Source organism: Flavonifractor plautii ATCC 29863, assembly GCF_000239295.1.
GTDB lineage: Bacteria > Bacillota > Clostridia > Oscillospirales > Oscillospiraceae > Flavonifractor > Flavonifractor plautii.
Genome location: NZ_JH417633.1, coordinates 1 through 11,746 on the forward strand (window position 1 = coordinate 1; position 11,746 = coordinate 11,746).

The 11,746-nt window shown below is 65.5% G+C and carries 15 protein-coding genes; 14 read left to right on the forward strand and 1 reads right to left on the reverse strand.

All coding sequences use genetic code 11. The features are described from left to right. The first annotated feature begins 220 nt into the window (after positions 1-220). Together HMPREF0372_RS00690 and HMPREF0372_RS00695 are read left to right on the forward strand one after the other, a co-directional pair. On the forward strand, positions 221-433 hold the full coding sequence (locus HMPREF0372_RS00690; protein ID WP_009259878.1) for a cold-shock protein: 213 nt from the start codon (positions 221-223) through the stop codon (positions 431-433). A gap of 138 nt (positions 434-571) precedes the next feature. Next, entirely contained in the window at positions 572-814 is a 243-nt protein-coding gene (locus tag HMPREF0372_RS00695; protein WP_009259877.1) for a hypothetical protein, read from the forward strand. Between the two features lie 108 nt (positions 815-922). Here the strand turns inward: HMPREF0372_RS00695 and HMPREF0372_RS00700 are convergent, their stop codons facing one another. Then, on the reverse strand, positions 923-1,723 hold the full coding sequence (locus HMPREF0372_RS00700) for a M55 family metallopeptidase (RefSeq protein WP_007488075.1): 801 nt from the start codon (positions 1,721-1,723) through the stop codon (positions 923-925). 238 nt (positions 1,724-1,961) lie between these two features. Between HMPREF0372_RS00700 and acpP the strand changes: the two genes are divergently transcribed. From acpP to HMPREF0372_RS00760, 12 genes are all read left to right on the forward strand, one after another. Next, on the forward strand, positions 1,962-2,192 hold the full coding sequence (acpP, locus tag HMPREF0372_RS00705; RefSeq protein WP_009259875.1) for an acyl carrier protein: 231 nt from the start codon (positions 1,962-1,964) through the stop codon (positions 2,190-2,192). A 54-nt stretch (positions 2,193-2,246) separates the two neighbouring features. After that, on the forward strand, positions 2,247-2,675 hold the full coding sequence (gene accB / locus HMPREF0372_RS00710) for an acetyl-CoA carboxylase biotin carboxyl carrier protein (protein WP_007488078.1): 429 nt from the start codon (positions 2,247-2,249) through the stop codon (positions 2,673-2,675). A gap of 4 nt (positions 2,676-2,679) precedes the next feature. Continuing rightward, positions 2,680-4,062, forward strand: coding sequence for an acetyl-CoA carboxylase biotin carboxylase subunit (accC, locus tag HMPREF0372_RS00715; protein ID WP_007488080.1), 1,383 nt, complete (start codon positions 2,680-2,682; stop codon positions 4,060-4,062). After that, positions 4,059-4,925: an acetyl-CoA carboxylase, carboxyltransferase subunit beta gene (gene accD / locus HMPREF0372_RS00720; RefSeq protein ID WP_007488082.1), complete on the forward strand. Its 867-nt coding sequence runs from the start codon at positions 4,059-4,061 to the stop codon at positions 4,923-4,925. The genes accC and accD overlap by 4 nt, the downstream gene beginning before the upstream one ends. Then, positions 4,915-5,736, forward strand: a complete 822-nt coding sequence (locus HMPREF0372_RS00725) for an acetyl-CoA carboxylase carboxyltransferase subunit alpha (RefSeq protein WP_039996402.1) — start codon at positions 4,915-4,917, stop codon at positions 5,734-5,736. Before accD ends, HMPREF0372_RS00725 begins: the two co-directional genes overlap by 11 nt. Then, positions 5,733-6,683: a beta-ketoacyl-ACP synthase III gene (locus tag HMPREF0372_RS00730; protein ID WP_007488085.1), complete on the forward strand. Its 951-nt coding sequence runs from the start codon at positions 5,733-5,735 to the stop codon at positions 6,681-6,683. The genes HMPREF0372_RS00725 and HMPREF0372_RS00730 overlap by 4 nt, the downstream gene beginning before the upstream one ends. Before the next feature lie 217 nt (positions 6,684-6,900). Then, positions 6,901-7,827 (forward strand): DUF561 domain-containing protein, encoded by a 927-nt coding sequence (locus HMPREF0372_RS00735; protein ID WP_007488087.1) that lies wholly within the window; start codon positions 6,901-6,903, stop codon positions 7,825-7,827. Continuing rightward, positions 7,824-8,750, forward strand: coding sequence for an ACP S-malonyltransferase (locus tag HMPREF0372_RS00740; RefSeq protein ID WP_007488088.1), 927 nt, complete (start codon positions 7,824-7,826; stop codon positions 8,748-8,750). The genes HMPREF0372_RS00735 and HMPREF0372_RS00740 overlap by 4 nt, the downstream gene beginning before the upstream one ends. Before the next feature lie 4 nt (positions 8,751-8,754). Beyond that, the gene (fabG, locus tag HMPREF0372_RS00745) at positions 8,755-9,498 is read left to right on the forward strand and encodes a 3-oxoacyl-[acyl-carrier-protein] reductase (RefSeq protein WP_007488090.1); all 744 of its coding nucleotides are present in this window, start codon (positions 8,755-8,757) and stop codon (positions 9,496-9,498) included. Between the two features lie 14 nt (positions 9,499-9,512). Continuing rightward, positions 9,513-10,754: a beta-ketoacyl-ACP synthase II gene (fabF, locus tag HMPREF0372_RS00750; protein WP_007488092.1), complete on the forward strand. Its 1,242-nt coding sequence runs from the start codon at positions 9,513-9,515 to the stop codon at positions 10,752-10,754. Between the two features lie 3 nt (positions 10,755-10,757). Continuing rightward, positions 10,758-11,195: a 3-hydroxyacyl-ACP dehydratase FabZ gene (gene fabZ / locus HMPREF0372_RS00755; protein ID WP_007488094.1), complete on the forward strand. Its 438-nt coding sequence runs from the start codon at positions 10,758-10,760 to the stop codon at positions 11,193-11,195. Positions 11,196-11,254: 59 nt separating this feature from the next. Continuing rightward, positions 11,255-11,710 (forward strand): MarR family winged helix-turn-helix transcriptional regulator, encoded by a 456-nt coding sequence (locus HMPREF0372_RS00760; RefSeq protein ID WP_007488095.1) that lies wholly within the window; start codon positions 11,255-11,257, stop codon positions 11,708-11,710. Positions 11,711-11,746 lie beyond the last annotated feature (36 nt).

An 11,746-nucleotide genomic window follows, 5' to 3' on the forward strand; every position in this document is an offset into this window, starting at 1 on the left:
TCAGATGTCCAATATGTATTGTAGTCCTACACGCCTGCCGCCCCCTTCCGCTTCTTTCCTCTTGACGTGGCCTGGATTTCGTGTTATATTTGTACAGTAGTCTAAATGCACGGCCTGAACTCACATGTTTGTAGTCATCGTCGGATCTTCAGACGAGCGGCAAATGTGTGGGTTTTTTTCTATGTCATTTAGCTCCAAATTTTTTTCAGGAGGTACCATTATGTATCACGGTACTGTCAAGTGGTTCAACGAGACCAAGGGCTTCGGCTTCATCTCCAACGACGAGGGCGGCGACGACGTGTTCGTGCACTTCTCCGCCATCGTGTGCGACGGCTTCAAGACCCTTCAGGAGGGTCAGAAGGTCACCTATGATGTGGAGCCCGATCCCAAGAATGCCGACAAGCTGCGTGCGGTCAACGTGGTCGCCGCCTAACATACGGATGGAACGGCGCCTCCGGCCCCTGCGGGCCGGGGGCGCTTGTTTGTCCAGGCACCCCCGGCGGACCTGCGGCGTATACTGTCGATGTGGGGGGCGAAGGCCCGCCGCAAATTTGAATGGGGGTACCTTACTATGTGTTGTTGTCAAGGTCAGAACCGCAATTGCTGCTGTCGCTGCTGCGGGAACGGTTCCAATACCGGGAACGGCGGGATCACCACCCTGCCCTCCTTCCCCGAGCTGCCCGTCTTTCCCGGCGGCGGCACGGCTGCCAACACCCGTTGGCCCGTGTATGTCTCCTTCCCCGCGTTCCTTTGGGATACTGCGGGCGGGGAGGACGAGGACTCCTCCTGCGGCTGCGGCTGCTGCCGCGGCTGACTGCCCCTGCCGCCCCGGCCGGGGCGGCTACTTAAAACAACACCCCTCATTCACGCAAAGGGCCGCCCGGTTATAACGGGCGGCCCTTTGCTTTACGCGGCGCATTGCTCAGATGGCGAACAGAAGGAAACGGTTTGCCTCGTACCAGTCGCCGGTCTCATAGGCCAAGGTCATCGCGTCCACCCGCTCCGCGCCGGGGTAGAAGCCCTTGGTATAGGCATCCCGGTGACTCTTATAGGTCAGCTCTACCCGGAAATGCTCCGGCAGTGTGATACGGGCGGCGGACAAGTCCTGCTTCACTGCCCGCTCTGCCCCCTCCCGGATCCGTCTGTGGGCCAAAACTGGGCTGAGGCCCTGGGAACGTCCCCCCACGTCGTCCTTTACCGGCACGGTAACCAGGGAGGGGTGCAGCTCCGCCCCCACCTCGCACAGGGTCTTGTCTCCCGTGAGGAGCACGCTTGGAACCCCATACCAAGCGGCCATCCAACTGTAGATCAGGAACTCCGAGGCGGGCTGCCCGTTGACGGTGATGCGGTGAACCACGCCGCCGTTGATGGTGTGGCTCAGGGCGTTGCCTCCCTCCCCCGCCGCATTGTGATAGCCCACGAAAAAGGCGGCATCGAAGCTGCTGTCCAGCCCTTCCACCATCATCTCCGGCGAGCCGCTCCAGCTTCGGATGAGCTGGACATACTCCGGCAATTCCTCCGGCAGAATATTGAGCCCCGGCCCGTGGGCGTCCTTCACCACCACCAGCTCGGCTCCGGCGGCCCGGGCCCCCTCGGCGGCGGCCACCACCTCCGCCGTCATCTCCTTCCGGCTGCGCTCATACTCAAATTCCCCCGGCCGACAGCCCTCCCGTGTGGCGGTAACAGCGGTTCCCTCAATATCCGCGCTAATAAATACTTTCACGATATGATTCCTCCTTTTCCGCTATCGTACTGCAATTTGCCCGTCTCCGCAAGGGGACCCTACAACTTTTTTCTCGGGCAAAACACCTTGCCGCTCAAGGGCTCACCCCAATTGAACCCATTATTTTACAAACTTTTTTCTTGACAAATGCGAATGACCTGCTAAAATATGCTTAAATTATTTTATTTAAAAAATTTTAAGTAAAATGATTGAAGTAATTTTGCAAGGAGAATCTGTCATGGATTTTGAGAAGGTTAAAGAGATTATTGTGGAGACCCTGAGCTGCGACGCCGACAAGGTGACCCCCGATGCCCGCCTGGCGGAGGATCTGGAGGCCGATTCCCTGGCCGCCGTGGAGCTGTCCATGGCTCTGGAGGAGGAGTTCGGTGTGACCATTGCCGACGAGGAGCTGCCCAACATGAAGACTGTGGGCGACCTGGTGAAGTACCTGGAGGACCACGCTGAGTAATAAGGAACCTGGGCACCGGTGCAGGCCGGTGCCTTTTTTCCGAAAGGAGCCGTTATGACCAATCAAGAGATTTTTGAGCTGATGGCCCGCTTTGACGCCAGCACCGCCACCACCCTGAAGCTCTCCACCAAGGACTTCTCCCTGGAGCTGGGCAAGGGCGGCCCGGCCGCTCCCATTCCTGCCGCCACCCCGGTTCCCGCCCCCGCGGCCGCTGTGTCGCCGGCGGCTGCTCCAGCGCCTGCGGGCAAGTGCATCACCGCCCCCCTGGTGGGCACCTTCTACGCCGCCTCCGCCCCCGATGCTGCTCCCTTTGTGCAGGTGGGCGACCATGTGAAAAAGGGTCAGACCGTGTGTCTGATGGAGGCTATGAAGATGATGAACGAGGTGCAGGCCCCCTGCGACTGCGTCATCGAGGAGATCCTTCAGGAGGACGGGGCCCTGGTGTCCTTCGGGGAGCCGCTGCTCCGCTACCGGGAAGGGTGAGCCCATGTTCAAGCGCATTTTAATTGCCAACCGGGGCGAGATTGCCGTCCGGGTATTCCGGGCCTGCCGGGAGCTGGAGATCGAGCCTGTGGTGGTCTACTCCCAGGCGGACAGGGAAGCTCTCCATGTCCAGCTGGCGGAGCAGGCCTACTGCATCGGCCCCGCCCGCTCGGCAGACAGCTATTTAAACGTCAATGCGATCCTCACCGTGGCCCAGGCCGCCGGGTGCGACGCCATCCACCCCGGCTACGGCTTTCTCAGTGAGAACGCCGACTTTGCCGACGCCTGCGAGGCCGCCGGCATCACCTTCATCGGCCCCTCCGGCGACGTAATCCGCGCCATGGGCAACAAGGCCGCCGCCCGGAAGCTGATGCGGAGCGCCGGGGTGCCGGTGGTGCCCGGCTCCGACGGGGCGGTAGACACCGCCGAGCAGGCCAAGGCCCTGGCCGACTCCATTGGATACCCGGTGCTCATCAAGGCCTCCGCCGGCGGTGGAGGCCGGGGGATGCGCCGGGTGTATGAGCCGGAACAGCTCATCCCCCTGTTTGAAGAGGCCCGCAGCGAGTCGCTGGCCTGCTTCGGCAGCGGGGAGATGTACCTGGAGAAGCTGATCGTCAACCCCCGCCACATCGAGTTCCAGATCATGGCCGACGGGCGGGGGCACGTGATCCAGTTGGGCGACCGGGACTGCTCCATTCAGCGGCGCAACCAGAAGCTGCTGGAGGAGTCCCCCTCCAAGGCCCTGACCCCGGAGCTGCGGGAGCGGATGGGCGCGGCGGCCGTGGCGGCCGCCAGGGCCGCGGGCTACGTCAACGCCGGCACCATCGAGTTCGTGCTGGCCCCCGACGGCCAGTTCTACTTCATCGAGATGAACACCCGCATCCAGGTGGAGCACCCAGTCACCGAGCTGGTCACCGGCCTGGACCTGGTGCGGGAGCAAATCCGCGTTTCCGCCGGGCTCCCCCTCTCGGTCACCCAGGAGGAGGTCCTGTTCCGCGGCCACGCCATCGAGTGCCGCATCAACGCCGAGGACCCGGCCAAGGGGTTCCAGCCCTGTCCCGGCCGCATCGACTTCCTCCACCTGCCCGGCGGCTACGGCGTGCGGGTGGACACCGGCCTCTATACCGGCTACGAGCTGCCCCCCTACTACGACTCCCTGATGGCCAAGCTGATCGTCTACGCCCCCACCCGGCTGGAGGCCATCCGCCGGATGCGCCGGGCCCTGGAGGAGCTGGTCATCGAGGGACCGGCCACCAACACCGACCTGCTCCACCAGATCCTCCACCACCCCGACTTCGTCCGGGGCAACTACTCCACCGGCTTCCTGGAGGCCCATATGGACACCCTTCTGGCCTGGAGCGGCAGCGGGGAGGTGCGTGAGGTATGAGCAGCGTCTTTGCACAGCGCCGCCAGAAGCTCCTCTCCCTCAAGGCCCTGCGGGGCTCCTCCCCCGCTCCGGCCCACACCGAGGAGGCCTGCCCCGCCTGCGGCAAGGCGGTGCCCCGCCGGGAGCTGGTAGGCCACCGCTATGTCTGCCCCCTGTGCGGGCACCACTACCCCGTGGGGGCCTATTACCGCCTGAGCCTCATTCTGGACAAGGGTACCTTCCGGGAGCTGGACGCCCCCCTGGCCTCCAACAACCCGCTGGACTTCCCCGGCTATGAGGCCAAGCTGGACGGCGCCCGCCGCCGCACCGGCATGAACGAGGCGGTGGTCACCGCCGCCGGCCGCATCGGGGGCCAGCGGGTGGCCGTGGGCGCCCTGGACAGCCGCTTTTTCATGGGCAGCATGTCCGCCGCCGTCGGGGAGAAGGTCACCCGGCTGGTGGAGTACGCCGACAAGTACAAGCTCCCCCTCATCCTTTTCTCCGCCAGCGGCGGGGCCCGGATGCAGGAGGGTATCCTCTCCCTGATGCAGATGGCCAAGACCTCTGCCGCCCTGGAGCGGTTCTCCCAGAAGGGCGGCCTCTACATCTCGGTGCTCACCCACCCCACCACCGGCGGCGTCACCGCCAGCTTTGCCAGCCTGGGGGACATCATGCTGGCCGAGCCCGGCGCCCTGATCGGCTTCGCCGGCCCGCGGGTGATTGAGCAGACCATCGGCGAAAAGCTCCCCGAGGGCTTCCAGAGCGCCGAATATCTGCTGGAGCACGGCTTCCTGGATGCCATCGTTCCAAGGGACGCGCTGCGCGTCACCCTGCTCCATCTGCTGAAGCTCCATGGAAAGGGGGGCGACGCGCATGGCAAGTAAGCTGACCCCCGCCCAGCGGGTGGCCCTGGCCCGCCACCCGGAGCGCCCCGGCACGGCAGATTTCATCAAGCACCTGTTTACCGATTTCTTTGAGCAGCGGGGCGACCGCCTGTGCGCCGAGGACGGCAGCATCCTGGGCGGCGTCGCCCTGTTCCACGGCAAGCCGGTGACCGTCATCGGCCACCGGAAGGGCCGCTCCCTGGAGGAAAACCTGTCCCTCCACTTCGGCATGCCCTCACCGGAGGGCTACCGCAAGGCCCAGCGGCTCATGCTTCAGGCGGAGAAGTTCCGCCGCCCCGTCATCACCTTTATCGACACCCCCGGCGCCTACCCCGGCCTGGAGGCCGAGGCCCGGGGCCAGGCGGAGGCCATCGCCCGCACCCTGGCCCTGTCCAGCCGTCTCACCGTGCCTGTAGTCTCCGTGGTCACCGGGGAAGGAGGCAGCGGCGGCGCCCTGGCCCTGGGCGTGGGCAACCGCGTGCTCATGCTGGAGAACGCGGTGTACTCCGTCCTCTCCCCGGAGGGCTTTGCCGCCATCCTGTGGAAGGACGCCTCCCGCAGCGACGAGGCCTGCGGCGTGATGAAGCTCACCGCCGCCGACCTGCTGGAGCTGGAGGTGGCCGACCGCATCATTCCTGAGCCCGAGGGAGGGGCTCACACCAACCCCGCCGCCCTGTTCCGGACTCTGGACACCGCCTTGGTCAAGGAGCTCAACGCCCTGGGCAAGCTCAGCGGTCCGGCTCTGGCTGCCGGGCGCTATAAAAAATTCCGCGCGATGGGCGCGAAGGCCCTGAGAAAGGAGCGTACATGAACGGGATTAAGTTAATCAGCACCGGCTCCGCCGTGCCCAAAAAGGTCGTGACCAACGATGATTTGGCCAAAATCGTGGATACCAACGACGAGTGGATCTCCACCCGCACCGGCATCCGCTCCCGACGCTACTGCACCGACGGCGAGAGCCACACCTCCCTCTGTCTGGCCGCCGCCCGGCAGGCACTGGAGCGGGGCGGCGTCGCCCCCGGCGAAATCGGCATCTGCCTGGTGGCCACAGTCACCCCGGATTTTCTTTCCCCCGCCGCCGCCTGCCTGCTCCAAAAGGAGCTGGGCTTTCCGGAGGATACCATATGCTTTGATCTGAACGCCGCCTGCTCCGGCTTTGTGTACGCTCTGCACACCGCCGAGTGCCTGCTGGCCTCCACCCCCCGGAAGTACGGCCTGGTGCTGGGGGCGGAAATCCTCAGCCGGGTCATGGACTTTGGCGACCGGAGCACCTGTGTGCTCTTCGGCGACGGTGCCGGGGCCGCCCTGGTGGAGTGGGGGGCAAACTACCCCTCCCTCCACGCCGTGCTGGGCTGCCGAGGCAACTCAGAGGTGCTCTACGTCCCCGGCGTCAACACTGCCGCGCCCCCCCATGTCCATATGGACGGCCAGTCGGTGTTCCGCTTCGCCGTGGAGGCTGTGCCCCGCTGTGCCCGGGAGGTGCTGGACCGGGCTGGCCTTACCCCGGAGGACATCGACCTCTTCGTGTTCCACCAGGCCAACCAGCGCATCATCGACTTTGCCGTGAAGAAGCTGGGCATCGACCCGGCCAGGTGCCCCGGCAACATCGAGCGCACCGGCAACACCTCCGCCGCCAGCGTTCCCCTGCTGCTGGACGAGCTGGTGGGAGGCGGGGCCATCACCTCCGGCCAAAAAGCCCTGTGTGTGGGCTTCGGCGGCGGGCTGACCTGGGCCGGGGCTCTGCTGGAGCTGGCGTAGCTTCCAACAAGCGGCAGAGCCGCTTGTTGGAGAGAGATGCAGCCCCCGCGCGCAAGTTTTGTCCGGCTTCGCCGGATAAAACTCACACTTGTGGGCTGAGAAGTGTTTTCGTCCACGCACATATCGCGGCCGAAAACGGATTTCATTTTATTTCCCCGCCTGCGGGCGGGGAAACTCTGCGAGGCTTTTTCGTGGAGGCGTTTCATAAGGAGTTTCTATGAAATTAAACGAGCTTTTGGGGATTGAGTTCCCCATCATCCAGGGCGGCATGGCCAACATCGCCACCGGCGCCTTCGCCGCCGCCGTGTCCAACGCGGGTGCCCTGGGCCTGGTTGCCTCCGGCGGGATGGACGCCGAGGCCCTGCGGGCCGAGATCCGCGCCGCCAAGGCGAACACCGGCAAGCCCTTCGGCGTCAACCTGATGCTGATGAATCCCCACATCGACGCGCTGGCCAAGGTGGTGGCGGAGGAGGGGGTGCAGGTGGTGACCACCGGCGCGGGCAATCCCGGCAAATACGTCCCCGCCTGGAAAGAGGCGGGTATCAAGGTGTTCCCCGTGGTGGCCGCCCCCATTCTGGCCAAGCGGCTGGAGCGCTACGGCATCGACGGCATCATCGCCGAGGGCTGCGAGAGCGGCGGCCACATCGGCGAGCTGACCACCATGGCACTGGTGCCCCAGGTGGTGGACGCGGTGAGCGTCCCCGTCATCGCCGCCGGCGGCATCGCTGATGGCCGGCAACTCACCGCCGCCTTTGCCCTTGGGGCCTGCGGCGTCCAGGTGGGCACCTGCCTGCTGGCCAGCGAGGAGTGCCCCATCCATGTCAATTACAAGCAGGCCGTGCTCAAGGCCGGGGCCAACGACACCACCGTCACCGGCCGCTCCACCGGAGCGCCGGTGCGGGTGCTCAAGAACAAGATGGCCCGGGAATATCTGCGCATGGAGAAGAAGGATGTCCCCCTGGAGGAGATGGAGCAGCTCACCCTGGGCTCCCTGCGGAAGGCCGTGTTCGACGGCGACGTGGACGGCGGCAGCTTCATGGCCGGCCAGGTGGCCGGTATGGTGCACGAGATCCGTCCCCTGCGGCAGATCTTTGAGGAGCTGATGGCCGGATATGCGGCCGTGCGAAAGGGGCTGAGCGAATGAGTCTGGCCTTTCTGTACGCCGGGCAGGGCAGCCAGCACCCCGGCATGGGGGCCGATCTCTACGAGGCCCATCCCGCCTTCCGCGCCGTGCTGGACACCGCCGGCGTGGACTTCGATCTGAAAACCACCATGTTCACCGACCCCGACGGGGTGTTGAACCTGACCGAGTACACCCAGCCCTGTATGGTGGCCTTTGCCGCCGGCATGACCGCCCTGCTGGCGGAGCGGGGCATTGTCCCGGACTACGCCGCGGGCCTCTCCCTGGGCGAGTACTCCGCCCTCCAGTGCGCCGGGGTGTTCACCGCTCCCCAGGCCATTTCCCTGGCCGCCTTTCGCGGCAAGGCCATGGCCGCAGCCGCGGCGGGCCGCCCCTGCGGCATGACCGCCGTGCTGGGCCTGGACCGCGAGAAGCTCCAGGAGGCATGCCGGCAGGCCGCCGGCGCGGGGGTGGTGGAGATCGCCAACTACAACTGCCCCGGCCAGTTGGTCATCGGCGGCGAGCAGGCCGCCGTGGACAAGGCCGCCGCACTGGCCAAGGAGCTGGGCGCCAAGCGCTGCCTGCCCCTGAAGGTCAGCGGGCCCTTCCACACCTCCCTCCTCGCCCCCGCCGGCGATGCCCTGCGGGAGAAGTTCAAGGAGACCGCCTTCGGCGCGATGCGCATCCCCGTGCTCTTCAACTGTCTGGGCCAGGAGATGGGGCCGGAGGACACCATCCCCGCCCTGCTGGAGAAGCAGGTGCAGACCTCCGTCTACATGGAGGACACCATCCGCCGCCTGGCCGAGCTGGGGGTGGACACCATCGTGGAGATCGGCCCAGGCAAGGCCCTCAGCGGCTTTGTCAAGAAGACCGCTCCCGCCATCAAGACCTACGCCGTGGAGACCTGCGCCGATTTGGACGCCCTCTCCGCCGCGCTGAAAGGATAACGCTATGAGCTTTACCGGAAGAACCGCCGTCGTCACCGGCGGCAGCCGCGGCATCGGCCGCGCCATCTGCCTGGAGCTGGCCCGCCGGGGGGCCAACGTGGTCTTCTCCTACGCGGGCAACACCGCCGCGGCAGAGGCGACCCGAAAGGAGCTGGAGGCCCTGGGCGTCCAGACCCGTGCCGTCCAGGGCAGTGTGGCCGATCCCGCCGCCGTAAAAACCCTCATCGACACCGCCGTGAAGGAGCTGGGCTCCCTGGACATTCTGGTCAACAACGCGGGCATCACCCGGGACAACCTGGCCATGATGCTCAAGGAGGAGGACTTCGACGCGGTCATCGAGACCAACCTCAAGGGGGCCTTCCTCACCATGAAGGCCGCCGCCCGGCCCATGATGAAGGCCCGCTACGGCCGCATCGTCAACCTCAGCTCCGTGGTGGCCCTGCGGGGCAACCCGGGCCAGATCAACTACTGCGCCAGCAAGGCGGGGCTCATCGGCATGACCAAGTCCCTGGCCAAGGAGCTGGGCGGCCGCGGCGTCACCGTCAACGCGGTGGCCCCCGGCTATATCGCCACTGATATGACCGCCGCCCTGCCCGACGCGGCCCGGGAGGCCATGCTGGCCGCCATCCCGGCGGGCCGCCCCGGCACCCCGGAGGACGTGGCCGCCGCCGTGGCCTTCCTGGCCTCCGAGGAGGCCGGATACATCACCGGCCAGGTGCTCCAGGTGGACGGCGGAATGGGCATGTGAGGAGGAACGCAATTATGGAAAAACGCAGAGTGCTGATTACCGGCCTGGGCACCGTCAACCCCCTGGGCCACAACGCCGCCGACACCTGGCAGGCTGTCCGGGACGGGGTGTGCGGCATTGGCCCCATCACCCGGTATGACTGCTCCGCCCAGAAGGTCCACCTGGCCGCCGAGGTCAAGGACTGGGACCCCACCACCGTGCTGGACAAGAAGGATGTGCGGCACATGAGCCGCTACACCCAATTGGCCGCCGCCGCCGCCAAGGAGGCCCTGGCCGACAGCGGCCTGATCCCTGAGGCGGAGGACCGCACCCGCTGCGGCGTCATCGTCTCCAGCGGCGTGGGCGGCATCGAGATGGCCGAGAGCGAGGAGCTGCGCTGCTCCCAGAAGGGCTTTGACCGGGCCTCCCCCTTCTATATCCCCACCACCATCGCCAACATGGGCGCCGGCTTCATTGCCATCATGGCGGGCTTTCAGGGCATGTGCACCTGCCCGGTAACCGCCTGTGCCGGCGGCTCCAACGCGGTGGGCGACGCCTTCCGCCACATCCGGGACGGCTACGCCGAGGTGATGCTCTGCGGCGGCGCCGAGGCCGCTATCACCCCTCTGTCCATCGGCGGCTTCACCACCATGCGGGCCCTCCACGTGGGGGATGACCCCAGCCGGGCCTCCATCCCCTTTGACGCCGAGCGCAGCGGCTTCGTCATGGGCGAGGGTGCGGCCGTGCTGATGCTGGAGGAGTACGGGCACGCCCTGGCCCGCGGGGCCAGGGTGTACGCCGAGGTGGTGGGCTACGGCGCCACCTGCGACGCCTACCACATCACCGCCCCCGCCCCCAACGGGGAGGGTGGCGCCCGCGCCATGGCCCTGGCCCTGGCCGACGCCGGGGCGTCCCCCGAGCAGGTGGGCTACATCAACGCCCACGGCACCTCCACCCCCCTCAACGACTCCGGGGAGACCGCGGCCATCAAGGCCGTGTTCGGCGCCCACGCCGCCAAGCTGGCCGTCAGCTCCACCAAGTCCATGACCGGACACATGCTGGGCGCCGCCGGCGCGGTGGAGGCCATCTTCACCGCCCTGAGCCTGCGGGACGGCTTCCTGCCCGCCACCATCCACTACCAGGTACCCGATCCGGCCTGCGATCTGGACTATATCCCCAACCAGGGCCGGGAGCAGCAGGTGGAGTATGCCCTGTCCAACTCTCTGGGCTTCGGCGGCCACAACGCCTGCGTGCTCTTCAAGAAGTGGGAGGGCTGAGCCATGATGCAGCTGAATTCCAACCAGATCGCTGAGATCATCCCTCACCGCTACCCCTTCGCCCTGGTGGACCGCATCGTGGACGGCGAGGTGGGCAAGTGGGCCAAGGGCATCAAATGCGTCACCGTCAACGAGCCCTTCTTCCAGGGCCACTTCCCCCAGTACCACGTGATGCCCGGCGTGCTCATCATTGAAGCCCTGGCCCAGGTGGGGGCCGTGACCATGCTGTCCATGCCGGAGAACAAGGGGAAGATCGGCCTGTTCGGCGGCATCAAAAACGCCCGCTTCCGCCGCCAGGTCACCCCCGGCGACGTACTGGAGCTGGAGTGCACCATTCTAAAGCAGAAGGGCCCGGTAGCTGTCGCTGAGGCCAAAGCCACCGTGGGCGGCCAACTGGCCGTTTCGGCAGAGCTTACCTTTGCCTTGGCCAAAGATTTGTGATTGCCCTTCCCTCCGCTTTTTGATAAAATGAAAAAATATGACAATGCGGGGGCGCCGGCATGTTGGAACAGAAATTTGAAATCGTGTATACCAAATTCAAGCTTCATTTTTATCAGGAGATCTTCGAGCGCTTTCAAAACCGCGAGGCCAGCCTGACCACGGTAGAGACCTTCGCCATGGAGACCATCCAGGCCCTGGGCTGCCCAACCATCAACGAGTTCGCCTCCTTTATGCGCATCTCGCCGCCCAACGCGGCCTATAAGATCAACAGCCTGATCCGCAAGGGCTATGTGCAGAAGATCCAGTCCGCCCACGACAAGCGCGAGTACCACCTCCAGGTCACCCAGAAATACAAGGACTACTACAATATCAGCAACGACTACGTCCATGCCGTGACCGAGCGCATCCGGCAGCGTTTCTCCCCGGAGGAGTGCGCCAAGCTGGAAGAGATGCTCACCATTATCAACCAGGAACTGATGCCCGAGGTGGATCTCGGTCATTCTCAAACTCCGTAAACAGAAGAAGATCGGAAGAGCGTCGTGTAGGGAAAG

Excerpts from the sequence above, each read along its gene's own strand:
- fabZ (WP_007488094.1), top strand. The coding sequence starts at position 10,758 with ATGATGCAGCTGAATTCCAACCAGATCGCTGAGATCATCCCTCACCGC.
- HMPREF0372_RS00740 (WP_007488088.1), top strand. The coding sequence starts at position 7,824 with ATGAGTCTGGCCTTTCTGTACGCCGGGCAGGGCAGCCAGCACCCCGGC.
- HMPREF0372_RS00725 (WP_039996402.1), top strand. The coding sequence starts at position 4,915 with ATGGCAAGTAAGCTGACCCCCGCCCAGCGGGTGGCCCTGGCCCGCCAC.
- HMPREF0372_RS00760 (WP_007488095.1), top strand. The coding sequence starts at position 11,255 with ATGTTGGAACAGAAATTTGAAATCGTGTATACCAAATTCAAGCTTCAT.
- accD (WP_007488082.1), top strand. The coding sequence starts at position 4,059 with ATGAGCAGCGTCTTTGCACAGCGCCGCCAGAAGCTCCTCTCCCTCAAG.
- HMPREF0372_RS00730 (WP_007488085.1), top strand. The coding sequence starts at position 5,733 with ATGAACGGGATTAAGTTAATCAGCACCGGCTCCGCCGTGCCCAAAAAG.
- HMPREF0372_RS00695 (WP_009259877.1), top strand. The coding sequence starts at position 572 with ATGTGTTGTTGTCAAGGTCAGAACCGCAATTGCTGCTGTCGCTGCTGC.
- accC (WP_007488080.1), top strand. The coding sequence starts at position 2,680 with ATGTTCAAGCGCATTTTAATTGCCAACCGGGGCGAGATTGCCGTCCGG.
- HMPREF0372_RS00690 (WP_009259878.1), top strand. The coding sequence starts at position 221 with ATGTATCACGGTACTGTCAAGTGGTTCAACGAGACCAAGGGCTTCGGC.
- fabG (WP_007488090.1), top strand. The coding sequence starts at position 8,755 with ATGAGCTTTACCGGAAGAACCGCCGTCGTCACCGGCGGCAGCCGCGGC.
- accB (WP_007488078.1), top strand. The coding sequence starts at position 2,247 with ATGACCAATCAAGAGATTTTTGAGCTGATGGCCCGCTTTGACGCCAGC.
- fabF (WP_007488092.1), top strand. The coding sequence starts at position 9,513 with ATGGAAAAACGCAGAGTGCTGATTACCGGCCTGGGCACCGTCAACCCC.
- acpP (WP_009259875.1), top strand. The coding sequence starts at position 1,962 with ATGGATTTTGAGAAGGTTAAAGAGATTATTGTGGAGACCCTGAGCTGC.
- HMPREF0372_RS00735 (WP_007488087.1), top strand. The coding sequence starts at position 6,901 with ATGAAATTAAACGAGCTTTTGGGGATTGAGTTCCCCATCATCCAGGGC.